Source organism: Streptomyces sp. NPDC037013, from assembly GCF_055607265.1.
Genome location: NZ_JBVJRV010000002.1, coordinates 749,488 through 775,604, shown reverse-complemented (window position 1 = coordinate 775,604; position 26,117 = coordinate 749,488). Strand labels below are relative to the sequence as shown.

Annotated in this window: 23 protein-coding genes; 11 read left to right on the top strand and 12 right to left on the bottom strand. The window is 73.0% G+C overall.

Translation table 11 applies throughout. The features are described 5' to 3' along the window. Window positions 1-2 precede the first annotated feature (2 nt). The 7 genes from narH to ACZ7DY_RS08530 all read left to right on the top strand — a co-directional run bounded on the left by narH (window position 3) and on the right by ACZ7DY_RS08530 (window position 8,862). On the top strand, window positions 3-1,535 hold the full coding sequence (narH, locus tag ACZ7DY_RS08560; protein WP_471131724.1) for a nitrate reductase subunit beta: 1,533 nt from the start codon (window positions 3-5) through the stop codon (window positions 1,533-1,535). Further along, the gene (gene narJ, locus ACZ7DY_RS08555) at window positions 1,532-2,164 is read left to right on the top strand and encodes a nitrate reductase molybdenum cofactor assembly chaperone (protein WP_471131722.1); all 633 of its coding nucleotides are present in this window, start codon (window positions 1,532-1,534) and stop codon (window positions 2,162-2,164) included. Before narH ends, narJ begins: the two co-directional genes overlap by 4 nt. Further along, window positions 2,164-2,886, top strand: coding sequence for a respiratory nitrate reductase subunit gamma (gene narI / locus ACZ7DY_RS08550; protein WP_471131721.1), 723 nt, complete (start codon window positions 2,164-2,166; stop codon window positions 2,884-2,886). Before narJ ends, narI begins: the two co-directional genes overlap by 1 nt. Continuing rightward, window positions 2,883-4,091: a TIGR04053 family radical SAM/SPASM domain-containing protein gene (locus ACZ7DY_RS08545; RefSeq protein WP_471131718.1), complete on the top strand. Its 1,209-nt coding sequence runs from the start codon at window positions 2,883-2,885 to the stop codon at window positions 4,089-4,091. Before narI ends, ACZ7DY_RS08545 begins: the two co-directional genes overlap by 4 nt. Next, entirely contained in the window at window positions 4,088-5,512 is a 1,425-nt protein-coding gene (gene hemG / locus ACZ7DY_RS08540; RefSeq protein WP_471131716.1) for a protoporphyrinogen oxidase, read from the top strand. The genes ACZ7DY_RS08545 and hemG overlap by 4 nt, the downstream gene beginning before the upstream one ends. A 113-nt stretch (window positions 5,513-5,625) precedes the next feature. Next, a complete protein-coding gene (locus tag ACZ7DY_RS08535) occupies window positions 5,626-7,173 on the top strand; it encodes an alpha/beta hydrolase (protein ID WP_471131713.1) in 1,548 nt (515 codons plus the stop codon). Window positions 7,174-7,293: 120 nt separating this feature from the next. Continuing rightward, complete coding sequence (locus ACZ7DY_RS08530) at window positions 7,294-8,862, top strand: alpha/beta hydrolase (RefSeq protein WP_471131710.1); 1,569 nt, start codon at window positions 7,294-7,296, stop codon at window positions 8,860-8,862. A 71-nt stretch (window positions 8,863-8,933) separates the two neighbouring features. Here the strand turns inward: ACZ7DY_RS08530 and moeZ are convergent, their stop codons facing one another. From moeZ to ACZ7DY_RS08470, 12 genes are all read right to left on the bottom strand, one after another. After that, window positions 8,934-10,112 (bottom strand): adenylyltransferase/sulfurtransferase MoeZ, encoded by a 1,179-nt coding sequence (gene moeZ / locus ACZ7DY_RS08525; protein WP_471131709.1) that lies wholly within the window; start codon window positions 10,110-10,112, stop codon window positions 8,934-8,936. 63 nt (window positions 10,113-10,175) lie between these two features. After that, window positions 10,176-10,925, bottom strand: a complete 750-nt coding sequence (locus tag ACZ7DY_RS08520; RefSeq protein ID WP_471131706.1) for a spherulation-specific family 4 protein — start codon at window positions 10,923-10,925, stop codon at window positions 10,176-10,178. After that, window positions 10,913-11,869, bottom strand: coding sequence for an NAD-dependent epimerase/dehydratase family protein (locus tag ACZ7DY_RS08515; protein ID WP_471131703.1), 957 nt, complete (start codon window positions 11,867-11,869; stop codon window positions 10,913-10,915). Before ACZ7DY_RS08515 ends, ACZ7DY_RS08520 begins: the two co-directional genes overlap by 13 nt. A gap of 150 nt (window positions 11,870-12,019) precedes the next feature. Then, window positions 12,020-13,291 carry a hypothetical protein gene (locus ACZ7DY_RS08510; protein WP_471131701.1) on the bottom strand — a complete coding sequence of 424 codons (1,272 nt, stop codon included), beginning with the start codon at window positions 13,289-13,291 and terminating at the stop codon, window positions 12,020-12,022. 248 nt (window positions 13,292-13,539) lie between these two features. After that, on the bottom strand, window positions 13,540-15,315 hold the full coding sequence (locus ACZ7DY_RS08505; protein ID WP_471131699.1) for a DUF3492 domain-containing protein: 1,776 nt from the start codon (window positions 15,313-15,315) through the stop codon (window positions 13,540-13,542). Between the two features lie 254 nt (window positions 15,316-15,569). Beyond that, on the bottom strand, window positions 15,570-17,180 hold the full coding sequence (locus ACZ7DY_RS08500; protein WP_471131696.1) for a dipeptide ABC transporter ATP-binding protein: 1,611 nt from the start codon (window positions 17,178-17,180) through the stop codon (window positions 15,570-15,572). Then, window positions 17,177-18,166: an ABC transporter permease gene (locus tag ACZ7DY_RS08495; protein WP_471131694.1), complete on the bottom strand. Its 990-nt coding sequence runs from the start codon at window positions 18,164-18,166 to the stop codon at window positions 17,177-17,179. The genes ACZ7DY_RS08500 and ACZ7DY_RS08495 overlap by 4 nt, the downstream gene beginning before the upstream one ends. Then, window positions 18,163-19,098, bottom strand: coding sequence for an ABC transporter permease (locus ACZ7DY_RS08490; RefSeq protein WP_471131692.1), 936 nt, complete (start codon window positions 19,096-19,098; stop codon window positions 18,163-18,165). Before ACZ7DY_RS08490 ends, ACZ7DY_RS08495 begins: the two co-directional genes overlap by 4 nt. Next, a complete protein-coding gene (locus ACZ7DY_RS08485; RefSeq protein WP_471131689.1) occupies window positions 19,095-20,831 on the bottom strand; it encodes an ABC transporter substrate-binding protein in 1,737 nt (578 codons plus the stop codon). Before ACZ7DY_RS08485 ends, ACZ7DY_RS08490 begins: the two co-directional genes overlap by 4 nt. A gap of 218 nt (window positions 20,832-21,049) precedes the next feature. Beyond that, window positions 21,050-21,142 (bottom strand): Ms4533A family Cys-rich leader peptide, encoded by a 93-nt coding sequence (locus tag ACZ7DY_RS08480; protein ID WP_471131686.1) that lies wholly within the window; start codon window positions 21,140-21,142, stop codon window positions 21,050-21,052. A 68-nt stretch (window positions 21,143-21,210) separates the two neighbouring features. Further along, window positions 21,211-22,653, bottom strand: coding sequence for a DUF3152 domain-containing protein (locus ACZ7DY_RS08475; protein ID WP_471131684.1), 1,443 nt, complete (start codon window positions 22,651-22,653; stop codon window positions 21,211-21,213). A gap of 8 nt (window positions 22,654-22,661) precedes the next feature. After that, complete coding sequence (locus ACZ7DY_RS08470) at window positions 22,662-23,663, bottom strand: alpha/beta fold hydrolase (protein ID WP_471131681.1); 1,002 nt, start codon at window positions 23,661-23,663, stop codon at window positions 22,662-22,664. A 193-nt stretch (window positions 23,664-23,856) separates the two neighbouring features. On the opposite strand from ACZ7DY_RS08470, the gene ACZ7DY_RS08465 reads away from it, so the two are divergent. The 4 genes from ACZ7DY_RS08465 to ACZ7DY_RS08450 all read left to right on the top strand — a co-directional run bounded on the left by ACZ7DY_RS08465 (window position 23,857) and on the right by ACZ7DY_RS08450 (window position 25,803). Further along, window positions 23,857-24,075, top strand: coding sequence for a hypothetical protein (locus ACZ7DY_RS08465; protein WP_471131678.1), 219 nt, complete (start codon window positions 23,857-23,859; stop codon window positions 24,073-24,075). Window positions 24,076-24,270: 195 nt separating this feature from the next. Next, window positions 24,271-24,912, top strand: coding sequence for a TetR/AcrR family transcriptional regulator (locus tag ACZ7DY_RS08460; protein WP_471131676.1), 642 nt, complete (start codon window positions 24,271-24,273; stop codon window positions 24,910-24,912). 139 nt (window positions 24,913-25,051) lie between these two features. Beyond that, window positions 25,052-25,279 (top strand): DUF3107 domain-containing protein, encoded by a 228-nt coding sequence (locus tag ACZ7DY_RS08455; protein ID WP_362999486.1) that lies wholly within the window; start codon window positions 25,052-25,054, stop codon window positions 25,277-25,279. Between the two features lie 254 nt (window positions 25,280-25,533). After that, the gene (locus ACZ7DY_RS08450; protein ID WP_471131672.1) at window positions 25,534-25,803 is read left to right on the top strand and encodes a hypothetical protein; all 270 of its coding nucleotides are present in this window, start codon (window positions 25,534-25,536) and stop codon (window positions 25,801-25,803) included. The last annotated feature ends 314 nt before the right edge of the window (window positions 25,804-26,117 follow it).

Sequence of the window (26,117 nt, the reverse complement as noted above, 5' to 3'; positions counted from 1 at the left end):
TCATGCGCGTCATGGCCCAGATCGCCATGGTCATGAACCTGGACAAGTGCATCGGCTGCCACACCTGTTCGGTCACCTGCAAGCAGGCGTGGACCAACCGCAAGGGCACCGAGTACGTCTGGTTCAACAACGTCGAGACGCTCCCCGGGCAGGGCTATCCGCTCCGCTGGGAGGACCAGGAGCGGTGGAAGGGCGGCTGGGAGCGGACCAGGTCCGGCCGGCTGCGGCTGCGGGCGGGAGGACGCCTCAAGCGGCTCGGGCAGCTCTTCGCCAACCCCGACCTGCCGGAGCTGACGGACTACTACCAGCCCTGGACGTACGAGTACAAGAACCTCACCGACGCCCCCGCGGGCGACGACATGCCCGTCGCCAAGCCGGTCTCCCAGGTCACCGGCGAGCCCCTGGGCACCATCGAATGGGGCCCGAACTGGGACGACAACCTCGGTGGCGCCCCCGAACACGCCCCCAAGGACCCCTTGGTGGAGAAGATCCGCGACGAGATCGGCGAGAAGATCCGCTTCGAGTTCGAGCAGAGCTTCATGTTCTACCTGCCGCGGATCTGCGAGCACTGCCTCAACCCCGCGTGCGTCTCGTCGTGCCCCTCCGGAGCGATGTACAAGCGCGTGGAGGACGGCATCGTCCTCGTCGACCAGGACGAGTGCCGCGGCTGGCGGATGTGCGTCACCGGCTGCCCGTACAAGAAGGTCTACTTCAACCACGCCACCGGCAAGGCCGAGAAGTGCACGTTCTGCTTCCCGCGCGTGGAGGCAGGGATGCCCACCATCTGCTCGGAGACGTGCGTCGGCCGCATGCGCTACCTCGGCGTGATGCTGTACGACGCCGACAAGGTCACCGAGGCGGCCTCCGTCGAAGACGAACAGGACCTCTACCCGGCGCAGTTGGAGTGCTTCCTCGACCCGCATGACCCGACGGTGGCGGCCGCCGCCCGCGCCTCGGGCATCACCGACGAGTGGCTCGACGCGGCCCGCCGCTCCCCCGTCCACGACCTCATCAGGACGTACCAGGTCGCCCTGCCGCTGCATCCGGAGTACCGCACGATGCCGATGGTCTGGTACGTGCCGCCGCTCTCCCCGGTCGTCGAGGCGGTCGCCGCCGCGGGCCACGACGGGGAGGACGCGGGCAACCTGTTCGGCGCCATCGACGCGCTGCGCATCCCGGTGGAGTACCTCGCCGAGCTGCTCACGGCGGGCGACACGTACGCCGTCGACGCGGTGCTGCGCCGCATGGCCGCCATGCGCGCCCACATGCGGCGCGTCAACCTCGGCCAGGAGCGCGACGAGTCCATCGCCGCCGCGGTCGGCCTGACCGGGCAGGAGATGGAGGACATGTTCCGCCTCCTCGCCGTCGCCAAGTACGAGGACCGGTACGTGGTCCCGAGCGCCGCGCGGGCGGACGCGGACGCCCTCGCCGACGCACACCCCCTCGACGGCGGCTGCCCGGTGGCCGAAGCGCCGCCCGCCGCCTCCGAAGAGCGCGTGCTGCTCAACCTCAGCCCCACCCGGAGGAGCGCATGAGCCCCGACGCCGTCGTCCGTCTCGTCGCCGGGCGGCTCCTCCAGTACCCCGACGAGCGGCTCCACGCCGATCTGGACGCCCTCCACGAGGCGAGCGACGACCCGCTGCTGCGCTCCTTCATCGCCCACGCGCGCGCGTGCCGCCCGCTGGATCTCGCCGCGCATTACACGGACGTCTTCGACACCCGCAACCGCCGCTGCCTGTACCTCACCTGGTGGTCGGACGGCGACACCCGCAACCGCGGGCTCTCCCTGGTGCGGATCAAGCAGGTGTACCGCGAGCACGGCCTGGAGTTCGCCTCCGAGGAGCTGCCCGACTTCCTGCCGGTGCTGCTCGAGTTCGCCGCCCGCGAGGAGGAGGCGGGCACCGCGCTCCTGGAGGAGCACCGGGCCGGGCTCGAACTTTTGCGGCTGGCCGTCACCGACGCGGACACCCCGTACGCGCGCGTGCTCGAAGCGGTCTGCGCGACGCTCCCCGGGCCCTCCCCGAGGACGCGGGCCGAGGCGAAGGCGCTCGCCCGCGTCGGGCCGCCCCGCGAGACCGTCGGGCTCGAACCCTTCGGGCCCGGCGTGGAACTCCCCTGGCCCACCCTCCCCGCCCGCCCCGACCGGGAAAGGACCCCGGCGTAATGGACCTCTTCCTGTGGGGCGTCATGCCCTATGTCGCCGTCACCCTCCTCATCGCGGGGCTCGCCTGGCGGGCCAGGTACGACCGGTTCGGCCTGACCACGCACTCCTCCCAGCTGCGGGAGTCACGGCTGCTGCGGATCGGCTCGCCGCTCTTCCACTTCGGGATGGCGTTCGTGGTGCTCGGCCATGTCGTGGGGCTGCTGATCCCGGACAGCTGGACCGACGCCGTGGGCGTCAGCGACCACACGTACCACCTGATGGCCGTCTCCACGGGTGCGGTCGCGGGGCTCGCCGCGGCCGCCGGCATCGGGATCCTCGTGTACCGGCGCCTGACGGTGCCCGCCGTCCGCAGGGCCACCCTCCGCAGCGACCACGTGATGTACACCGTGCTGCTCGGCGCGCTCCTGCTCGGCCTGATCGCGACCGTGCTCAACTCGTCCGGAGCGGTCGACTACAACTACCGCGAGGGCATCTCCGTCTGGTTCCGCAGCCTCTTCACGCTCCGGCCGCAGTACGCGCTGATGGGCGCCGCGCCCCTCGCCTTCAAACTGCACGTCGTCTTCGGCTTCGCGCTCTTCGCGCTGATCCCCTTCTCCCGGCTCGCGCACATCGTCAGCGCCCCCTTCAAGTACCTCTTCAGGCCGTACGTCGTCTACCGCCGCCGGGAGCCGCGGCAGCTCGCGGGCCGGGCGCCGCGCCGGGGCTGGGAGCGCGTCTCATGAGCCGCGTCGTCAGACGCCCCCGGCACGACGTCGCCGAACGCCCCTTCATCGTCATCTGGGAGGCCACGCGCGCGTGCCCGCTGGCCTGCCTGCACTGCCGGGCCGAGGCGCAGCCCGCACGGGACCCGCGCGAGCTGGACGGCGCCGACGCGCGCCGCCTCATGGACCAGATCGTCGCCTTCGGGCGGCCGAGCCCCCTCTTCGTCATCACGGGCGGCGACCCCTTCCAGCGCGCCGACCTCACCGACCTCGTCGCCCACGGCACCGCGCTCGGACTCCGCGTCGCCGTCTCCCCCTCGGGTACGCCGACGCTGGACCGGGCCAACCTGACGGCGGTGCGCGACGCGGGCGCCGTCGCCCTCTCGCTCAGCGTCGACGGATCCACCGCCGAGCGGCACGACGCCTTCCGAGGCGTGGACGGCGTCTTCGAATGGACCCTCGACGGCTGGCGTACCGCCCGCGAGCTGGGCCTGAAGGTGCAGATCAACACCACCGTCACGCGCGACAGCCTGGAGGACCTCGCCGACATCGCCGCCCTGGTGCGCCGCGAGGGCGCCATGCTGTGGAGCGGTTTCGTGCTCGTGCCCACCGGCCGCGGCGAACAGCTCTCCGCGCTCACCCCCGGCGAGGTGGAGGACGTCCTGCACTTCCTCTACGACACGGGCGCGGTCCTCGCCACCAAGACCACCGAGGGCCACCACTTCCGCCGCGTGGCGCTCCAGCGGACCATCCTGGAACGCCACGGCGAGACACCCGAAACAGGCCCCCTGTACGCGCGCCTGACGGCACGCGCGCGTGCCCTCGGGCTGCACGAGGGAGAGCGGCGCGCGGTGCGCAGGCCGCCCATGGACGTCGGCTCCGGACGCGGCTTCGTCTTCGTCTCGCACACCGGCGAGGTCCACCCCAGCGGCTTCCTGCCGCTGTCGGCCGGCAACGTGAGACACCATCCGCTCGTCGACATCTACCGCGGCTCCGCGCTGTTCACGACGTTGCGCGAACCCTCCCTGCTCGACGGCGCCTGCGGGCGCTGCGAGTTCGCCACCGTGTGTGGGGGCTCCCGCTCCCGCGCGTACGGGGCGACGGGACGCGTGCTCGGCGCCGACCCCTGGTGCGCGTACGAACCGGGGAGCTTCCCCCACCAGGACGAACTGCGGGAACTGCTGGCGCACACCGCGCCCGCCCGCGCGGAGAGGACCACGGCATGACACGCTCAGTGATCGTCGTCGGCGGCGGCATCAGCGGACTGACGGCCGCCTGGCGGCTGCGCGACGGCGCGGAGGTCACCGTCCTCGAGGGCGCCCCCGTCATCGGCGGCAAACTGCGCACCGGCACCCTCGCGGGCGTCCCCGTCGACGAGGGCGCCGAATCCCTGATGGCGCTGCGCCCCGAAGCCGTACGCCTCGCCGAGGAGGTCGGTCTCGGCGACGACCTGTGCGACCCGGCCCCGGCCCCCACCACCCTGTGGTCGAACGGCGCGCTGCGCCCGCTGCCGGCCGGCCACATCATGGGCATCCCCACCGACCCCGACACGTTGACGGGCACCGGGCTGCTCTCCGCGGAGGGCACGGCCCGGCTGCGGCTCGACGCGACGCTGCCCGCAGAGCCGCCGGCGGACGACGTCTCCGTCGCCGAGTACCTCGGCTGGCGGATCGGCCAGGAGGCCGTGGACCGGCTCGTGGAGCCGCTGCTCGGCGGGGTCTACGCGGGCCGCCCCGACCGGCTCTCACTGCGGGCCGTGCTGCCGCGGGTGGCGGCCGCCGCCGAGCGGGGCGAGCCGCTGCTTTCGGCGCTGGCACGGCTGCGGGGGAGCGAGGGCGGCGACGCCCCGCGCGCGGGGAGCCCTAGACCCGCGCCCGTGCGGGGCCTGCGCGGCGGCAACGGACGCCTCCCGCACGCCGTCGCCGCCGCGAGCGGCGCCCGCATCCTGACCGGCACGCGCGCGCGTGAACTGCAGCGGACCGCCGGAGGCAGGTGGCGGGTGCTCGCCGTGACGGGCGACGGGCCGCTGCTCCTCGAGGCGGACGCGGTGATCCTCGCCGTGCCCGCGTACGAGGCCGCCGAGCTGCTGCGGCCGCACGCGCCGCTGGCCGACGCCGACCTCGGGGCGATCCAGCACGCGAGCACCGCCGTGGTGACCATGGCGTTCCCCCGTTCGGAGGCCCTGCGCGGGCACAGCGGCAGGCGTGGCGAGGGGCTGCCCGAGGGCAACGGCTTCCTGGTACCGGCCGTCGACGGGCACACCCTCAAGGCCGCCACGTTCCTCGGCAACAAGTGGCGGTGGCAGAGCGAGGCGGCGCCCGACCTCTTCCTGCTGCGCACCTCGATCGGCCGTGTCGCCGAGGAGCACCGGCTCGCCACCCCGGACCGCCATCTGATCCGCACCTCCGTCCGCGAGCTGCACCAGGCCCTCGGCTCCATCGGTGAGCCCGTCGCGGCCCGCGTCACCCGCTGGGAGCGCGGCCTCCCGCAGTACGGCGTCGGCCACATCGACCGCGTGGCCCGCGTCCGCGAGGCCGTCGGCGAGCTGCCCGGCATCGCGCTGTGCGGCGCGGCGTACGACGGCGTGGGCGTCGCGGCGTGCGTGGCGACGGGGACGGCGGCGGCCCGCCGGATCGCCGAGGGCTGACGCCGGGCCCGGAGGGTGGCGCGCCGCCGGATCGCCGGGCGCGGGGGGCGGGATCCTCACCCACACGGCCCGCGCCCCGAGCGTCCCGTCGGGACCCCGCGCAGGATGGGCACATGCCCACACAGTCCCAGCCGCGCGTCACCGCGCTGGCCGCCGCCGCCCTGCTCCTGTCCGCGACGCTCTCGGCCTGCGGCGGAAGCGACTCCAAGGACGAGGACCTGTCGGCTCAGAAACTGAGCTGGAAGGAGTGCCCGGCCCCGGCGGCCTCCGAGGGCGGCGGCAGCGCCCCCTCGCCGCTGCCGGGCGGCGCCGAGTGGCAGTGCGCCACGATGAAGGCGCCCCTCGACTGGTCGAGGCCGAAGGGCGACACGATCGGCATCGCGCTGGTCAAGGCGGCGGCCGACGGCCCCGAGGACAAGCGCATCGGCTCCCTGGTCTTCAACTTCGGCGGCCCCGGCGGATCGGGCGTCACCACGCTGCCCGCCTTCGGGGAGGAGTACGCCAAGCTGCGCACCCGTTACGACCTGGTCAGCTTCGACCCGCGCGGCGTCGGCCGCAGCGCGGGCATCCGCTGCGAGGACGACGAACAGCTCGACACCTACTTCCAGCAGGACGCCACGCCCGACGACGACGCCGAGCGCAAGAAGCTCGTCGAGAACGTGAGGTCCTTCAACGACGGCTGCGAGAAGAACGCGGGCAAGACCCTCCCGCACGTCCGCACCACCGACGCGGCCCGCGACATGGACCTGATGCGCCAGGTCCTCGGCGACGACAAGCTGCACTACTTCGGGATCTCGTACGGCACCGAACTCGGCGGCGTCTACGCACACTTGTTCCCCAAGAAGGTGGGGCGGGCCGTCTTCGACGCGGTCGTCGACCCCACCGAGAACGCCGAACAGGGCTCCCTCGGCCAGGCCAAGGGGTTCCAGCTCGCCCTCGACAACTTCGCGAAGGACTGCACCTCCCAGGTGGACGACTGCCCGGTCGGCGACACGGAACAGCAGGTCAAGGAGAAGATCGCCAAGCTGCTCAAGGACCTCGACGAAAAGCCGATCCGCGGTCTTCCGCCCCGCGAACTGACGCAGACCGCCGCCACCAACGGCATCGCGCAGTCCCTCTACTCCAAGGACTTCTGGCCGTACCTCACCCAGGGCCTCGAAGAGGCGTACGAAGGCGACGGCAAGATCCTGATGGCGCTCTCCGACTCGATGAACGGGCGCAACGAGGACGGTGGGTACAGCAACATCCAGTCCGCCAACGTCGCGATCAACTGCGCCGACGACAAGGCGCGCTACACCCCGCAGTACGTCGACGGGAAACTCCCCGAGTTCCGCAAGGCGTCGCCGCTGTTCGGCGACTACCTGGCGTGGGGCATGGTCAGTTGCACCGACTGGGCGGTCGACGGGCAGGCCGACCACCCCGACGTGAGCGCCGAGGGCGCGCCGCCCATCGTCGTCATCGGCAACACCGGCGACCCGGCCACTCCGTACGAGGGCGCCCGCAAGATGGCGCGGGCCCTCGGCAAGGGCGTCGGCGTCGAGCTGACGTACAAGGGCCAGGGGCACGGGGCGTACGACAGCAAGAACGCGTGCGTGCGCGACGCCGTGAACGGCTATCTGCTCGACGGGAAGGTCCCGGAGGCGGACACGGTCTGCTCCTGATCCACCGAGGCCCCGACCGCCCGCGACGGTGCCCCGGCCCGCCGCGGGTGGCCCCTCCCGGCGCTGTCGGTGGCCCCGCCTACTATGGCCTGACTGTCTTCCGAGGGGGGAAGCGCCTTCATGCAGCGTTTCGTACGGTCCACGGCTCTGGCCGCCGCAGGAGTCCTGGTGGCGGGCCTGGCCGCCGGCTGCAGCTCGTCCGACGACGGGGACGCGGACGACGGGAAGGGCTCCTCGGCCTCGGCTCCGGGACCCGCCCCGAAGCCGGACCCCTCCTCGACCCTGCCCGCCTCGCTGACCTCCCAGAAGCTGGACTGGGGCCGCTGCAAGGCGCCCGAGGGAGGCAGCACGCCCGGTGCCGAGTGGCAGTGCTCGACGCTCAAGGTCCCGCTGGACTACGACAAGCCGGACGGCGACACCATCGGCATCGCCCTGATCCGTGCCAGGAGCACGGGCAAGGGCCACCGCATCGGCTCCCTCCTGTTCAACTTCGGCGGCCCCGGCGGCTCGGGCGTCTCCGGCCTGCCCTCCTTCGCCGACTCGTACGGCAAGCTGCGCGAGCGGTACGACCTGGTCAGCTTCGACCCGCGCGGGGTCGCCGCGAGCCAGGGCGTGCGCTGCCGGGACGACAGGGCGACGCAGGCCGCCGAGAAGACGGTCGACCTCACGCCGGACACCCCGGCCGAGGAGAAGGCGTACTTCAAGGACGCGGCGGAGTTCGGCGCGGGGTGCGCGCGGAACGCGAAGAAGGTCATCGGGCACATCTCGACGGTCGAGGCCGCCCGCGACATGGACGTCATGCGCCAGGTCCTCGGCGACGACAAGCTGCACTACTTCGGCGTCTCGTACGGCACCGAACTCGGCGGCACGTACGCCCACTTGTTCCCCCGGCGCGTAGGCCGTCTCATGTTCGACGCGGTCGTCGACCCGACCGCGGACTCGATCGCCCACGCGGAGAACCAGGCGAGGGGCTTCCAGCGCGCCCTCGACAACTACTTCAACTCCCGCGGCCAGGACCCGAAGGCCGGGACGGCGAAGCTGGCGAAGCTCTTCAAGCACCTGGACGCCGAGCCGATGCGCGCCTCCGGCGACCGCAAGCTGACCGAGTCCCTCGCCAGCACCGGCATCCTGGTCACGCTCTACAGCAAGCAGACCTGGCCCGCGCTGACCCGCGCCCTCGCGGACGCCGAGAAGGGCGACGGCTCCGCACTGCTCCAGCTCGCCGACGCGTACAACGAACGCGACCCCTCCGGGCACTACAGCACGCAGAGCCACTCCCAGCGGGCGATCTCCTGCCTGGACGCGAAGGCGCGGCCCACTCCGGAGGAGGCGAAGAAGCGCCTGGACCGGTTCCGCGGCATCTCGCCCGTCTTCGGGGAGTTCCTGGGCTGGGACACGGCGGGCTGGTGCCACGAGTGGCCGGTGCCCGGTCTTTACGACTCCCCGGACGTGAGCGCGCCGGGCGCGGCCCCCATCCTCGTCGTCGGCAACACGGGCGACCCGGCCACCCCCTACGAGGGCGCCCGCAAGATGGCGGACGAGCTCGGCAAGGACGTGGGCGTGCACCTCACCTGGAAGGGCGAGGGCCACGGGGCGTACGGCAACGGCAGCTCCTGCGTCGACGGCGCGATCAACACGTACCTGCTGGAGGGCAAGACCCCGAAGGACGGCACGGTCTGCTCGTCCTGACGGGCCCCCCGCCGACGGAGAAGGGGCCCGCACCGTGACGGTACGGGCCCCTTCTCCGTGTCGCGCTACGCCTAGTAGACCGGCTTCTCGGGCTCGATCTGGTTGACCCAGCCGATCACGCCGCCGCCCACGTGGACCGCGTCCGCGAAGCCCGCGGACTTCAGCACGGCCAGGACTTCCGCGGACCGGACACCCGTCTTGCAATGCAAGACGATCTTCTTGTCCTGCGGGAGGTCCTGGAGGGCGTTGCCCATCAGGAACTCGTTCTTGGGGATCAGCTTGGCGCCGGGGATCGAGACGATCTCGTACTCGTTCTGCTCCCGGACGTCGATGATCTCGATCTTCTCGTCCGCGTCGATCCACTCCTTGAGCTGCTTGGGAGTGATCGTCGAACCGGCCGCCGCCTCCTGGGCCTCCTCGGAGACGACGCCGCAGAAGGCCTCGTAGTCGATGAGCTCGGTGACGGTGGGGTTCTCGCCGCAGACCGCGCAGTCGGGGTCCTTGCGGACCTTGACCTGGCGGTACTGCATCTCCAGGGCGTCGTAGATCATCAGGCGGCCGACCAGCGGGTCGCCCACGCCGGCCAGGACCTTGATCGCCTCGGTGACCTGGATGGAGCCGATCGACGCGCAGAGCACGCCGAGCACGCCGCCCTCGGCGCAGGAGGGGACCATGCCGGGCGGCGGGGGCTCCGGGTAGAGGCAGCGGTAGCACGGGCCGTGCTCGCTCCAGAAGACGGAGGCCTGGCCGTCGAAGCGGTAGATGGAGCCCCAGACGTACGGCTTGTTGAGGAGCACGCACGCGTCGTTGACCAGGTACCGGGTGGCGAAGTTGTCCGTGCCGTCGACGATCAGGTCGTACTGGCCGAAGATCTCCATCACGTTGTCGGCCTCGAGCCGCTCTTCGTGGAGGATCACGTTGACGTACGGGTTGATGCCGAGGACCGAGTCCTTCGCGGACTCCGCCTTGGAGCGGCCGATGTCCGCCTGGCTGTGGATGATCTGGCGCTGCAGGTTGGACTCGTCGACCTCGTCGAACTCGACGATGCCGAGCGTGCCGACACCGGCCGCGGCCAGGTACATCAGCGCCGGCGACCCGAGGCCGCCGGCGCCCACACAGAGCACCTTGGCGTTCTTCAGCCGCTTCTGCCCGTCCATCCCGACGTCGGGGATGATCAGGTGGCGGGAGTACCTGCGGACCTCGTCGACGGTGAGCTCGGCGGCGGGCTCGACCAGGGGTGGCAGCGACACGGGGACTCCGTTGGTCGGTTGTGCGGAACGGTTGTTCTGCCTGTAACACTGCCACGCCCTTTTTCATTCCGAGATACCCGTCCCGACACGCGAGACGATGTCGTCCCAGTAGCCGGGCAGGGACTCCCAGGGGTCGTCCCCGTCGCCCGTGCCGGCGCGGTCGGTGAAGTAGATCGTCGAGGCGCCCTGCCAGCGGGCGACGCGCAGCGCCTCGTCCAGGTGGCCGCGCGGCACGCCGTGCACGAAGTGGCAGAAGCGCTCGGGCGGGTAATCGGCGGTCCACTCCGCCACCTGCGACCAGCGGTAATCGCTCCACGGCCCGGCGAAGGTCACCAACTGGTCGCCCGTCTCGGCGTATCCGGGGTACGGATGGGTGCCGTGGCCGAGCACGATGTGGGCGTCGTCGACGAGCGCCCGCAGCGTCGCCACCGTCCTGCGCACCTCCGGGAGCGCGGCCCGTTCGGTCGGGCAGCGGTCCAGCGAGAAGCCGTCGACCCGGTACCAGTCGAGGTAGCGGTGCGCGTCGGAGACCAGCTCGCCGAAGGAGCGGGCGCCGTACGCCGCGTCGAGGTGGCCGAGCACGCGGACTCCCCCGTTCCGCAGCCGTCCCGCCGCCTCCAGGCAGTGCGGATCGGGCCGCTCACCCGGGCCGTTCGCGACATTCAGGACAACCCACTTCAGGGGGGTGCCCGGCCGGGTGAGCTCGGCCCATTCGACGGGGGCGACGAGCGGGTGGGCGAAGCCGGGGACACCGAAGCCGACCCGCACCTCGGTGCTCGCGGCACTCCGCGCGGACCTGGTCAGATGCGGCATGCGGCCTCCATCCAGATGTCGGCGAGGGACTCCTCGAGATTGATCCGGGGCCGCCAGCCGAGGCGGTCGCGCGCGGTGCGCACGTCGGCCTGCTGCCAGCTGCCGCACCCGTCCGGATAGGGGTACGCGGCCGTCGGCACCCCGTGCTCGGACTCGCCGCGGGGGTGGCCGATCGCCGCCCGCACGGGCACCTGGTCGAGCTCGTGCAGCGCGCCGCCGTACCCCGCGACCCGGGCCAGTACGGCCGCCGCGTCGCGCAGCCGTACGGCACGGCCCGCGCCGATGTTGACCACGCCCTGGGCGGCGGAGAGCGAGGCGGCGTGCACGGCGCGCGCCACGTCGCGCACGTCGACGAAGTCCCGCTGCACCCCGAGCCCGCCGAGTTTGAGCTCGCCGTCCCCGGCCTGCATCGCGCGCCGCATGGCCTCCGCGAGCCGGCCGAGCGGTGAGCCGGCGGGCGTGCCGGGTCCGGCGGGCGAGAAGACGCGGAGGACGACGGCGTCGAGCCCGGAGCCCAGCACCAGTTCGGTGGCGGCCAGCTTGCTGACGCCGTAGGGCCCGCCGGGGCGCGGCACGGCGTCCTCGGCCGTGGAGGAGCCGGGCTGGCTCGGCCCGTACTCGGCGCCGCAGCCCAGCTGCACGAGGCGCGCCCCGCAGCCGCTGCGGCGCAGGGCCTCGCAGATGGTGGCGACGGCGACGGTGTTGTGCCGGGTCAGCTCGCGGGCGCCGCCACGGGTGGCGCCGGCGCAGTTGATGACGACGCCCGGGTGCACGGCGTCCAGGAAGCGGGTGAGCGCGCCGGGGCTTCCGCCCGCGAGGTCGAACCGTACGTCCGAGTCGTCGCTGCGGCCGAGCGCGGTGAGCTGCACGGCCGGGTCGGCGAGCAGCCGGTCGGCGACGAACCGGCCGAGGTATCCGTTGGCTCCGATCAGCAGCACCCTCATCGGGCACCTCCCGGAGTGGCCGCTCGGAGGCGGAGACGGCTGCTGGTGGTCATCTGTCTTTCTCCTTCGGGGTGTTGCCGTGGTGCACGGGGTGAGGCCCGCGGTGTCGGCCCCGCGGGAGAGTGGTCGGATGGTCTGCCGGCCGGCGGCTCACGGCGCGTCACGGGGGACGGCGTGGGCCGAGGCGAGGGCGAGGGTCCTGGCCGCGTGGACCAGGAGGGCGAGGGCGGCCGCGCCGCACGCGGCGGCCGGTACGACACCCGGTCCTCCCGCGTCGACGGCGGCCCTGACGGGCGCGGCCAGCGCGTCGCAGCCGGGCAGCCGGCCCGCGAAGACCAGGGCAAGGGCGGCGGCTTCGCAGGCGCCGGCCGCGCCGAGCAGCAGGGCGGGGGCACGGGTGAAGCCGTAGACGCCGAGGAGCCGGGCGAGCAGCAGCAGCGCGCCGAGGGCGGCGGCTCCCGCGAGCGCGGGCGGGCCGCCGGCCGGGTGGCCGCCCGCCCGGCCGGCCGCGTCGGGGACGAGCGCGTCCGCCAGGGCGAGCAGCACTGCGAGGGCGCCGAGGAACAGCGTGACCACGCCGAGCAGCAACGGCCTTACGGAGGCGGCGAACTCGTCGAGCCCGCGGCTGGCGGCGAGCCGGCCCCCGGCCCGTACCGCGAAGAGACGGGCGCACCAGATCGCGGGCGCGACGGCGAGGGCGAGACCGAGGACGGCGGCGACGGCGGGGTCCCACAGGTCGCCGGGCCCGCCGGGTGCGTCGGGGCCGTCCGCGAGGACGCCCCGCAGCAGGCCGTCGCCGAGCAGGGCGTACGCGAGGAGCCAGCAGACCCACGCGCGCGTGGCGGGCCAGGGCCGCGTGACGGCGCGCAACGGACCGCGCCGCAGGGCGACGCACAGCGCGAGGGCGACGGCGAGCGCTCCGGCGGGCGTGATCACGAGCCGCGCGGTGCCATGGGCGAGGCCGAGGCCGGCCACCGTGGCCGCGCAGGCGGCGCCGGGCAGCAGCGCGAACAGGGCCCAGCCCGGCGGTACTTCAGGTATGCCGCCGGGGCGGCCGGGACCGCTGCGTCCGCCGCGCGCCGGTGCCACCCCGTCGCGGTCTCCCGTGCGCGCACCCGCGCCGGGCGCCTCGTCGGAGGCGGTGCGGCGCGCGGTGTCGTCCTCGCCGCGGGGCACGCGCGCGTACATCTCCTCGGCGAGCGCGAACACGTCCCGGTGCCGGAAGCGCGCGGCCGTCCGGTCGGTGACGCCGTGCGCCTCCAGCCCCGCCGCGATCTCCAGCGGGTCGACGGCGCGCTCGCACAGCTCACGGTGGCGGTGCATGAGGGCCTTCACGGGGTCAGCGGCACCGCGCCGGGCGGGGGCGGGCCGGGCCGCGTGGGCGGGGGCGGTGTGGCAGGCGCGGGGTGCGCGATGCACCATCCCCTCCCCGGGGCGTGGCACCGTCCCCTCCCCCACCGGCGCGGCAGGCTCGGCAGACCCGGCACCGGGCACCCCCACCGGCTCCGGCCACTCCGCCCGCTCCCCCTGCTCCACCCGAACCGCACGCCCCTCACCCCCCGGCGTAAGCGCCGTCTCCGCGAGCAGTTCCTCGGAGCGGGTGTCCCAGCCCTCGGCGCCCCGTGGAGCGTGCGGCGCGTCTGCCGTGCCGAGCGTCTCCTGCCGCCGCTTCATACGGTGGCCCCCTCTTCCTCCGTCAGGGCCTCGTCCGCCGCGGCCTCGTCCGTCACGGCCCAGCTCGGCACTCCGGCGCCCTCGGCCCCCGGCTCCGCCCCGGACGGCACGGGGCCCACGGCCACCGCCCAGCGGCCGGGGAGATACGCCTCGGCCGGGTGGGCGAAGGGCACCGGCTCGCCCGTCTCGTCCACGGCGTCCCTGCGCACGGGACAGTGCGAGACGATCTCCAGATAAATGCTCCGGAAAGCCGCGACGTTCTGCTCGACGGTGAAGAGTTCGAGGGCGCGCGCCCGGGCCGCCGCGCCCAGGCGTGCGCGCCGGCCGGGGTCGCGCAGGAGCGCCACGCACGCCTCCGCGAGCGCCCGCGGATTGCGCGGCGGCACGACGAGCCCGGTGCCGCCGATGACCTCGACCACGGCACCGACGTCGGTCGAGACGGTCGCGCGTCCGCAGAACATGGCCTCGACCAGGCTGATCGGGAAGCCCTCGACGACGCTGGAGAGGACGACGACGCTCCCACAGGCATAGGCGTCGACGAGGTCGGGCACGTCGGGGCCGCCGATCTCCTCGAAGGAGACGGGGTTGTCGCCGACGGCGTGTGCGCCCTTCGCCTCGTCGGGGAAGAGCTGCGCGGCGAGGGCCCGGCAGTGCGCGAGGTACGCGCGGGCCTCGGGCCCCTCGGCGGGCGCCCCGACGATCCGCAGGCGGGCGCCGGGCACGTCCGCGCGGATCTCCGCGAAGGCGTGGAGCAGGGAGATCAGGTCCTTGGCCGGCTCGATGCGGCCGACCCAGAGGAGGGTGCCGGGGTCGCCGTCGGGTGCCTCGTCCCCCTCGCCTATCTCAGCGAAGCGGCCGGCCTCCATGCCGGGGTAGACCGTGCGGAGCTTGGCGCGGTCGGCGCCGCACCGCTCCTGCCAGCGCCGGACGTGGGTGTTGCCGGGGGTGATGAGGGCGGCCCTGCGGTAGACCTCGGCGGTGAGGAGGCCGTGGAAGGAGGCGAGCAGCGCCCGCGCCGGCGCGCTCAGGTCCAGCTCGCCCGCGGCGAGGTAGTGCGCCCGCAGCTGGACCCCGTACTCGGTCACGAGCAGCGGTACTCCGGCGAAGTGTCCGGCGAGCAGTCCGGGCAGCGCCGCGGGGCCGCCGGAGGTGGCGTGGCACAGGTCGACGGCGCCGAGCCCGTCGGAGCCGTACCAGTCGAGGGAGAGCGGCCGCAGCGCCCGCTCGATCAGGCCCACGGCGGCGAGCAGGTCGGGCACGCGGGCGGCGTGCGCGGCCCGCAGTGCGCCGGGCGCGCGGCAGGCGCGTTCCAGTGCGCGGACGGCGGACTCGGAGCGCAGCGCGCCGACCAGTCCGCCCTCGTCGCGGGCGAGTTCGGCGAGCCCGTACAGGGCGCTGCTGAAACGGTCCGCCACGTCGGCGCGGCCGTCCGGCGACCCGCCGTCCACGGCGCCGGAACCACCCCGGCACACCGCGTCCGCCAGCTCCCCGAAGCACTCGGCGAACCGGCGCCGGGCCCGCCGTCCGCGCCCGCCCCGGGGCCCGGCGGCACAGAGCGCGTCGTCGTCGACGGTCCACAGCGGCGCGGTCCGCACCCGGCCGATCTGGGGCGGCAGTTCGACCCAGCCCCGGGCCTCCTGGCACTCGCTGCGGCTGAGGGCGTAGACGTCGAACTCGTGCTGCCCGAGCCCGCGCACGAGCCGGTCGCACCAGAGCCTGGCCTCACCGTCCACATACGGGTAGCCACCCTCCGTAAGCAGTCCGACGCGCACGAGCGCACCCCCGATCTCCCGTCTGGGGAGCCGCCGTTGGTCCGACGGCTCGCAGCGGGACGAACGTATGCGGTCATGCGGGTGGCGCGACGGACGGTTGTCCATCGCGCCACCAGAAGGGGTGAACGGCAGTAACTTTCCCGGGCCGGTGGCGTTCTGTCGCGCTATAACGCCTCGGACGCCCCATTTCGCCACGGAGAGTCAGGCTGCGGCCACCTCTGGAGCCATGGCGTCCGCGTGCCGCCGCCGGTTTCTCAGGCCGCTTCCAGCTCCTTGCGGGCGTCGCGGCGCCTGGCCGCCGCCTCCGGGTCGAGCGCGGGAACCGCCGCGAGGAGCCGCCTGGTGTAGGGGTCCCGGGGCGTCCCGTAGACCTCGGCGACCGGGCCCTCCTCGACGATCCGGCCCCGGCGCATCACCGCGACACGGTCGCTGACCTGCCGGACCACCGCGAGGTCGTGCGCGATGAAGACCAGCGCGAGGCCGAGCTCGCGCTGCAACTCCGCGAGCAGCGCCGTCACCTGGGCCTGCGTCGTCACGTCGAGGGCGGAGACCGGCTCGTCGCAGACGATGAGCCGGGGCTCTGCCGCGAGCGCCCGCGCGATGCCCACGCGCTGGCGCTGTCCGCCGCTGAACTCGTGCGGGTAGCGGTCGTAGTGCGCCGGTTCGAGCCCCACGCGCCCCAGGAGTTCGCGCACCCGCCCCCGTACGAGGGAGTCGCTCTCGCCCCGCGCCCGCAGCGGGTCGGCGATGGACTCGCCGACGGAGCGCCGCGGATTGAGCGAGGAGACGGGGTCCTGGAACACCATCTGCACCCCGGGCACCACCCGCCCGCCGGGCGTCTGCGCGCCCGCGTGCCGCAGTCGTCCCGCGGTCGGCTCCAGGAGGCCCACCAGCATGCGGCCGAGCGTGGTCTTGCCGCTGCCGCTCTCGCCCACGATGCCGAGGGTCTCCCCGCGGCGGACGGTGAGCGAGACGTCGTCGACGGCGGTGACCGCGCGCCGGCCGCGCCCGAACTCCCGGCGCAGGCCGGTGGCTTCGAGCACGACCTCACCGCCTCCCCCCGCCTCCCGGAGCAGCGGCGCGTCCACGCGCGGTACGGCCTTCAGGAGCTGCCGGGTATACGCCCTCCCCGGCGCGCCGAGCACTTCTCGCACCGCCCCGCGCTCCACCGCGCGCCCGTTCCGCATGACCAGCACCTCGTCGACGCTCTCGGCGGCGACGCCCACGTCGTGGGTGACCAGGAGCAGCCCCATGCCCGTCTCATCGCGCAGCGTGTGCAGCAGGTCGAGGATCTGGGCCTGGACGGTGACGTCGAGCGCGGTGGTCGGTTCGTCGGCGACGAGCAGCGCGGGCTCGCAGGCCAGCGCCATGGCGATGAGGGCGCGTTGCCGCATGCCGCCGCTGAACTCGTGCGGACGCGAGCGGGAGCGGCGCGCGGCGTCGGGGATGCCGACCCGGTCGAGCACCGCCACGGCACGCGCGCGTGCCGCCCGCCGGGACGCCGCCGTGTGCACGCGGTACACCTCGGCGATCTGGTCGCCCACCGCGTAGTACGGGTCGAGGGAGGAGAGCGGGTCCTGGAAGACCATCGCGGCCGTCCCGCCGCGCAGCCGCCGCAGTTCGGCCTCACAGGCCCGCTGTACGTCGACGCCGTCGACCAGCACCGATCCGCCGACGCGCGCTCCCGTGCCCCGGTGCAGGCCGAGCAGCGCGGACGCCACGGTGGACTTTCCGGAGCCGGACTCACCGACGAGGGCGAGCGCGCCGCCCTTCTCCAGGGTGAAGGAGATGCCGTCGACGGCATGGACGGCATCCTTCCCGGACCCGAACTCGACGGTCAGATCGTCGACTTGGACGAGCGTCACGACAGCACCACCCTTCGGTCGGCCGCCGCGTACAGGAAGTCCGCGACGGCGTTGGCGAGCACCACGAAGAAGCCGGTGACCATGACCATCCCGACGACCACCGGCAGGTCGACGACCTTGACGGCGTGGACGAGTTCGCGGCCGAGGCCGGGCAGCCCGAACAGCGTCTCGGTGAGCACGGCACCCCCGAACATCGACCCGAAGTCGTTGGCGGTCAGGGCGATGACCGGCGCGACGGCACCCCGCAGCGCGTGCCTCCCGATGATCGTCCGCTCCCCCACCCCGTACGCGCGGAAGGTGCGCACGTGGTCGTCGGCGAGCGTCTCCAGCATCGAGGAGCGGGTCAGCCGCGCGTACTTGGCGGCCTCGATCAGCGCGAGCGAGAGCCAGGGCAGGAGCAGGTTCCACGCCCACTGCGTCGGGTCGTCGGCGAAGGGCACGTACTGCGGGAAGGGCAGCCACTGGAGCTGACCGCAGACGACGATCATGAGGAGCAGACCGATGACGAAGACGGGCGTGGCGGTGCCCGCGAGCGTCACGGCGGTCAGCACGCGCTCGCCGAGCCGGCCGCGCCGCCAGGCGGCGAGCACTCCGGTGCCGACGCCGAGGAGCAGCCACAGCACCATGGCGCCGAGGGCGAGCGACCCGGTGACCGGCAGCTTCGCCAGGATCAGCGCGGTGACCTGCTGGTCGCTCTGGTAGGAGATGCCGAGGCAGGGCGCGCCGCAGTGTTCGGTGCCCGTGCCGGTGGAGTGGTCGCGGCCGACGACCAGGCCCTGCAGGAAGTCCCAGTAGCGGACGTACAGCGGGTCGTCGAGCCGCAACTGCGCGGCGACCTGGTGCACTTGGGCGGGCGAGCAGCGCGGTCCGCAGGTGATCTGGGCGACGTCGCCGGGCGCGGCGTAGAACACCGCGTAGACGATCACGGAGATGATCAGGAGGGTGACCGCGGCGCCCACGACGCGCCGCGCGAGGAAGCCGGTCATGCGGCGGCCTCCCGCTTGCGGCCCGTGCCGATCTTCAGCCGCGAGGCGGTCCGCGGGTCGAGTGTGGTGCGCACGCCGTCGCCGAGGACGGTGAGCGCCAGGACGGTCACGAACAGCGCGCCGGCCGGGAACAGCAGGTACTGCGGGGCGGCCTGGTACCAGACGTCCGCGGCCGTGAGCATCTGTCCCCAGGACGGGGTGGGGGGCTTGACGCCCACCCCGAGGAAGGACAGCGCCGCCTCGGCGGTGATGTTGCCGGGGACGAGCAGCGCGGCGTAGGTGATGACGGGCGCGGCGAGCGCGGGCAGCAGTTCGCGTCGGGCGATCTGTACGCCGCCCCAGCCGCTGAGCCGGGCCGCGGCCACGTGGTCGAGCTCCTTGAGCGTGACGGTCTGCGCGCGCACGATCCTGGCGACGCCGCCCCAGGCGATGAGGCCGATGACGAGGGCGACGAGGACGGGCCGGGGGAAGCCGTCCGGCACCACGGCCATCAGCGCGAGCGCGAAGACCATCAGCGGCAGCGCCACGAACACGTCGGTGGCCCTGCTGAGGACCTGGTCCGCCCAGCGGCCGCCGAACCCGGCGGCGACGCCGACGGCGACCCCGATGACCAGCTGCACGACGGTGGCGGCGAGCGCGACGCCGAGCGAGACCCGCGCCCCGTACACCAGGCGCGCGAAGAGGTCCCGGCCGGTCTGCGGCTCGACGCCGAGCCAGTGCTCGCCGCTGATCCCGCCGAGCGGGCCGGTCGGGACGCCGCCGCGCGCCGAGTCGACGAGGTCGGGGTGGTACGTGGTGGGGTCCTGCCCCTCCAGGGCGGTGAGCAGCGGCGCCGCGAGCGCCACGACGACGAGCAGGGCGACGACGCCGGCCGCCGCGAGGGCGGCGCGCTGTGCGCGCAGCCGCCCCCAGAAGACGGAGCGGGCGGTCACGACGACTTCACCGCGACCTGGGAGACGTCGAGGACACCGGTCCAGTCGCTGATGACGACGTTGGTGACGTCCTTGCCGTACAGGCGCTTGTAGACCGGGTGGAAGAGCGGCACGGTGAGCGCCCGCCGGCCGATCTTCTCGTCGAGCGCGCCCCACCGCTTGGCGGCGGCCTTGAGGTCGGTCAGCTTGTTGATCTCGTCGATCTCGTGGTTGACCGAACTGTCGTCGAGCAAGGCGGAGTTGAAGTTGGAGCCGTCCTTCACGATCTGCCGGCCGTCGAAGATCGGGGCGAGGAAGGGGCCGCCGGAGGGCCAGTCGGCGCCCCAGTGGGCGAGGAAGAGGCCGGGCTCGTCCTTGGCGCTGTGGGTCTTTTCGTTGTAGTCGTTCTCTTCGAGGCCCCGCAGCTCGACGGTGAACCCGGCCTTCTTGAGGGCGTCCTGGATCGCGGTGGCGATCTCGGGGCCGGTCTCGAGGCCCTTGGCGTTGGAGTGGGTGAGCGTGATGGTCGGCCCGTTCTTGTACCCGGCCTTCTTCAAGAGCTCCCTGGCCTTCTTCGGGTCGCCGTTCGGGCCCGCCGGGAAGTGGTCGTACTTCGTGTATCCGAAGGACTTCTGGTTCGGCAGGTAGGTGGTGGCGGGTTCGGCGAGCGAGGAGCCGCCGGCGGCGTTGACGACCGAGGAGCGGTCCACGGCGTAGGCGACGGCCTGGCGCACCTTGGGGTCGTCGAACGGCTTCACCTTCGGGTTGAAGGCGAGGTAGTTGGTGTAGCCGAAGTGTCCGGTGCCGACGTGCGAGGCCAGTTCCTTGTCGCCGGTGACCTTGGCGAGCTCGGCCGGGCCGAGGTTGGTGTCGGTGGTGACGGCGGCGGCATCGGCGCCCCGGCCCGCGGCGAGCCGCTGGTTGATGACGGACGCGTCGAGTCCGGAGCGTACGTCGATGATGTCCGGGTAGGCCTTGCGCTCCGGGTCGGTCTTCGCGGACCAGTGCGGGTTGCGCTCCAGGCGGAGCCGCTCGCCGTCGTTCTCGTTCCTGACGACCTTGTACGGGCCGGACGAGAGGGGGTGCTCCTCGTACTTGGTGCCCTTGTCCTTGGCCTTCGGCACGGGCGTGAACTGCGTCTGCGTCGCCAGGTAGGGGAACTCGCCCTCGGGCTTGTTCAGATGAAAGACGATGGTGCGCGCGTCGGGCGTCTCGATGGAAGCGAGCCCCTTGCCGCTCTTGTCCTTGTACGGGCCCTGGTACGTGGCGCCACCGACGAGCCAGTCCCTCAAGTAGGGCGCCCCGCCGCTGAGTTCGGCGGCGAAGGACCGCTCGATGCCGTACTTCACGTCGGCCGAGGTGATCGGCGAGCCGTCCTCGTACTTGACGCCCTTCTTCAGGGTGTACGTCCACACCGTGGCGTTCCTGCTCGGCCTGCCCAGATCGGTGGCGAGGTCCGGCACGACCTCGGCGCCCTTGGCGCCGTTCTCGCGGTTGCGGGTGGTCAGGGTGCGGAAGACGAGGCTCGGCACGTTGCCGCCGCCGGAGGTGTAGAGCCGGGCGGGGTCGAAGTCGGTCTGCGGGGCGCGGTTGAGGACGGTGAGCGTGCCGCCCTCGGCCGGCGTCCCCCCGCCGCCGGTGCCGGAGCCGGTGCCGCCACCCTTGGGGCCGGCGCAGGCGACGGCGCCCGAGGCCAGGACCAGGCTGACGGATACCGCTGCCAAGCGGCGGACCATGACGGGCGATTGACGCATCGGAAAGAGACCTCTCGGGGGCGCTGCGGAAAGAGGGCAGCGGATTCATCGGAAAAGGGAGCGGATACCGAGCGGAGCTCGCCCCGGAGAAGGCGTGAGAACGCGGCACGGAGGCAGCGGAAAACGGCTGGGATGCGGTCACGGGCAGCCGGGAACGGCTACGGGCACACCGATACGAGTACAGCCGGGAAGAAGCGACGCATTCGCCGGGGCGGGCGTCAGCAACAGTGGATGTCGGCCACGCAGAGCGCGGTCACGCCGAACAGCGCCAGCTCAAGGGCGGCGCTCGACGAGGCGTGACGGTTCGACATGCGTGAAAATATGTACGACGTTTTGCCCGATGTCAAAGCGGCGACCGGCCCCGGACGGGCCGCCCGGCTCAACTCTTCGGGAACACCCAGGGGTTGGCCTTGCATTTGATGCCGTCGTGCTCGAGGAATTTCGTCTGCTGCTGCATGACGGGAGCGAGCTGTCCGCTCTTCGTGCAGTCCGTGTGATTGTGCCCGAGCCGGTGCCCGACCTCGTGATTGATGAGCATCTGACGGTACGGGTGAATGGCGTCGCCGTAGGTCTTGGCGCCCTGCGCCCACCGATAGGCGTTGATCATCACGCGGTCCGTCGCCGCGGAATCGCACGACACATTGTCCTGGGTGGTGTCCAGACCGGATTTGGCGCACCAGGCGGCGGTCGTCCCGGGACTCGCCAGCGTGACGACGAAATCGGGGCGCCCGGACGAGATCCGCTCGAAGGTACGGGCTCCGTCGTGGGCCCAACTCCGGTCGTCGTTCAGGGTTTTCTGCACGGCCTGCGCGAAGAGCTTCCCGTCGAGGCCGAGCCCCTTCTCGACGTCGACGCGGTAGCGGAACAGCTGTCCCTTGCCGGGCGCCTTCTCGAACCCCGGCATCGCCTCGAAGTCGCCGGACGCCTTCAGCTTCGGGTCCAGCGGGACCTTCTTGCCCATCTTCTGGTCGTACGTCTCCGGGGCCGCCGCCTCCGCGGGCGTGGGACGGCGGTCCGAGCGGGAGGCCGGGTCCTTGGTGTCGCGCGGGCCGCCGGGCGCCGCCTTCGTGCCCGTACCGGAGCCTTTCGCGCCGCCCGCGACCTGCCCCGCCACGACGACCGCGAGGAGCGTGGTCACGGCGGCGGCCGCGACACCGACGAGGGTGCGGCGCCCCCGCCCGCCCTTCTTGCCGCCGGGGCCCTCACCGTCGATGAAGTCGCCGTCCCGGTCGCCGAGTTGGGCCTCGGCGTCGCCCCAGTCGGTGACGGAGGCGTACGGGTCGCGGGGAGGCGGGGGCTGGGCGCCCGGGTGCGGCTCGGCGGGCTCGCACCCATCGGGCAGGGGCGCGGCCGGGGTGAAGCCCTCGGGGAGGTCGTCGGGGAAGGCGGCCACGTACTCCTGACGGGGTCCTGGCACGCCGCGCCCGCGCCGCCCGATCCGGGGACGGCCGCCGGTGTCGGCACCGCTTCCGGCACCCGTGTCGGCGCCGGTCCCGGGGGCCTCTCCCCAGCCGCCGCCGGACTCGCGCTGCTCCGGATGCCCGCCCCGCACCTGCGGTACGCCGTGGGGCGGGGTCGGCCGGGGCGTGCCGTGGGCCGGCGTGCCGTTCACGGGCGTCCCGTGAGCCGGTGTGCCGTGAGCGGGCGTCCCATGAGCGGGCGTGCCCTGCGCCGGTGTGCCGTCCGCCTCGGCGGACCGCCTGCGCCGCCCTGTGCCGGGCACGGGACCGGGCTGCGGGGCCGCCGCGCGCGACTTCGGTACCCCCGAGGTGCTGTTGTGGTCACTCGTGTCGGCCGGATCCCGGCGGCTGTGACGTCCCACGCCCCGCCTCAGCTCCCCGAACCCGTGTGCGGGTCGCGCCGGAGCGCGTCCTCGGACTCGCCCGTGTCGACCAGGAGTTCACGGAAGGCCGTGGCCACCGTCTCGGGGTACTCCATCATCGCGACGTGCCCCGCGTCGGGCAGCGTCAGGAGGCGGGAATCGCGGAACGCCGCGGCGGCCCTGCGGGCCATGCGGAACGAGACGAGCAGATCGCGCCCGCCGTACACGAGCAGGGTCGGCGCGAGCACGCGCTCGGCCTGCCGCCAGAGCCCGTGCTGACCGCCCAGCGTGTACGCGTTCACGATGCCGCGCGCCGAGCGGGCCATCGCGTCCCAGAAGTAGGGGAGCTGGAGCCTGCGCTCCATCTCCCGCACCGCCGCGCTGAACCCTTCCGGCGTCACCTTGGCCGGGTCGCCGTAACAGAGCCCCATCACGCCGCGCACCCGCTGCTCCGGCGTCCACTCCCTGGTGAGCCGCGTGAAGAGGGAGACGACGCCCGGCACCGCGAGCAGCCCGGTCGGCACCGCCGTGCGCTGAACCCGCAGCTCGGGCAGGGCGGGCGAGACCAGCGTCAGCGTCCGGACGAGGTCGGGGCGGACCGCGGCGACGCGGGTCGTGATGGCGCCGCCCAGCGAGTTCCCGACGAGGTGGACCGGGCCGCGGTCGCGCGCGTCGAGGTAGCGGATCACCGCGCGGGCGTGTCCGGTGACGGAGTAGTCCCCGTCGTCCGGCGGCGGGGAGTCCCCGAAGCCGGGCAGGTCCAGCGCCTCGCAGTCGACGACGTCCTCCAGATGCGGCATCAGGGCCGACCAGTTCTGCGAGGAGCCGCCGAGCCCGTGCACGAACAGCGCGGGCGGCAGTCCAGGGCGGACGGAGGGCCTGGAACGCACCGTCAGCGAGAGCCCGGGCAGACCGACCGAGTCGAGCCGCTCCCCCTCCGCGACCGCCACGGCACCCGGCTTGGGCGCGGCTGCGGTGGCCAGCAGGTTCGGCAGATCGGTCGAAGACATGCGGCAATGTTACGAGACGATCACGCGGTAGTTCACGTGTTCGGCGTCACAGACCGCACACGGATCGCGTAGCGCCTCGTCCGCGTCTCTTCTACGCTCGAAACAGCCGACGAAAAGAGTCATGGAAAGAGGGCGCAGGGGGCACTCGCTACCACCAGGGCAACCGAGTACCGCAAGGGAAGAGAGCCAATACATGAGTGTCGACCCCACCGATCCGGACACCTTCGAGGTGGAAGCCACCGAGGCCGAACCGGACGTCGAGGCCCCGGAGGCGGACGCGGCCGAGCAGCACACGGACCTCGCCCCCAGCAGGGACGAACCCCTGGAAGGGGCCGACCCCAGCGTCGCGAGCGAGGCCGACCTCGCCGAACAGGCCCGCGTCGTCACCCTCGACGAGGACGACTACCGCTAGGCCCTGTCCGGCCCGGCGACGGCGAGAGGGCACGGCGCGGTCCTGACCGTGTTTGCCCTGCTACGCACCGCCGCGCAGCACTTCTGCGGACGTCCAGTCCGTGAAATTCTGCGCTCGCACCGCGCACATCGCAGTTACCGAAAAGTACGATGGCGGCGCGGCGCTCACCGCACATCGGACGATTTGGGAGGCGGCGTGACAGCCATCGAGCAGACAGAGGCGGCGCGCCCGCGGGGCACACGGCTGCCGCGCCGTGCCCGACGCAACCAGCTCCTCGGGGCGGCACAGGAAGTATTCGTCGCGCAGGGTTACCACGCGGCGGCGATGGACGACATCGCCGAGCGCGCCGGCGTCAGCAAGCCGGTGCTCTACCAGCACTTCCCGGGCAAGCTCGACCTCTACCTGGCCCTGCTCGACCAGCACTGCGAGTCGCTGCTGCAGTCGGTGCGCACGGCTCTGGCGTCCACCACGGACAACAAGCTCCGCGTCGCCGCGACGATGGACGCCTATTTCGCGTACGTCGAGAACGAGGGCGGCGCCTTCCGCCTGGTCTTCGAGTCCGACCTGACGAACGAGTCGGCGGTGCGCGAGCGGGTCGACCGCGTCACGCTCCAGTGCGCGGAGGCGATCTGCGAGGTCATCGCGGAGGACACCGGCCTGCCCAGGGACGAGGCGATGCTCCTCGCCGTGGGCCTCGGCGGGTACTCCCAGGTGGTGGCCCGGTACTGGCTGGCCAGCGGCAGCACGGTGCCGCGCGCGAAGGCGGTGGAGCTGATCACCTCGCTCGCCTGGCGCGGCATCGCGGGGTTCCCGCTGCACGGCATCGAGGGTCACTGACCCCTCGCGCCCCTGTTCCCGCTCCGTGTTCGCTACCGGCGTGCACGGCCGCGGCCGTCCCCGTCCCCTCACCGGGCTAATGTGTGCTGGGTACGGCGCGGACGGCCGCGCACAGACTGACCGTCGGAGGGACAAAGCCGTGGAGGTCAAGATCGGCGTGCAGTACGCGCCCCGCGAGATCGTGCTGGAGAGCGGCCAGAGCGCCGAGGAAGTCGAGCACGCGGTGTCCGAGGCGCTGACCGGCAAGTCGCCGCTGCTGAGCCTCGTGGACGACCACGGCCGCAAGGTCCTGGTTCCGGCCGACCGCCTCGCGTACGTCGAGCTCGGCGAGCCAACGACGCGCAAGGTGGGCTTCAGCGCCCTGTAGGACGCTGTGGATGGAGCGTGACGGAACGGCCCGGTGGTACGAAACCACCGGGCCGTTCCGCTGCGTCGTACGGGGTTCCGCGGTGCCGCACGGGGTTCCGCGGCCCGGTACGGGGGTTCGTGGCCCGGCGCGGGATTCCGCGGAGTGGGGCGCAAGACGGTGGGGTCCGGCCGTTCATGGAGGGTTGCATTCCGGCCGCCTGGGGTACACCGGCTACGACCGATTTGCACCTGGCCGCAAGGGAGGGCACCACCGTGATTCTGGAAGCACTCGGCTCCACACTGCTCGGCCTCGCCCTGGCCTGGGCCACCGCGCACCGCCTCGGCCACCGGCTGCCCGCGCGCAGCCTCGTCCTGTCGACGGGCCCCGCGGGCGCACTCATCGGCGCCTTCATCACGCACATGGCGCTCGGCTCCGGCCACACACCCGCGACACTCCTGGGAGCGATGGCCGTCTCGGCCGCTCTGCTGTCGCTGCTGATCCGCCCGACCCGCGGCAGACTGCACCGCTCGGCGACGGCGTAGGCCCCGCACACGGGGCCGGGACCGCGCGGCGCGTGCCCGCGGGTCCTCGGGGGGCGCGCGGAACTCCAGGCGACCGACTCAGGGCCGACCCCCGGCTTCCGGACCCCGTACGGATTCCAAACGGACCCGGGCCAGATCCCGCGACCGGACCCCGTACAGCTTCCGAACGGACTCGGGCCACATCCCGCCCGGACCCCGTACAGATCCCGGACGGAATCCGGGCTGGAACCAGACCGCATACGAGCCGAACCCGAGCCGAACCCCGACGGAATCCGGGCTGGAACCGGACCGGACCGGATGCGAGCCGAACCCGA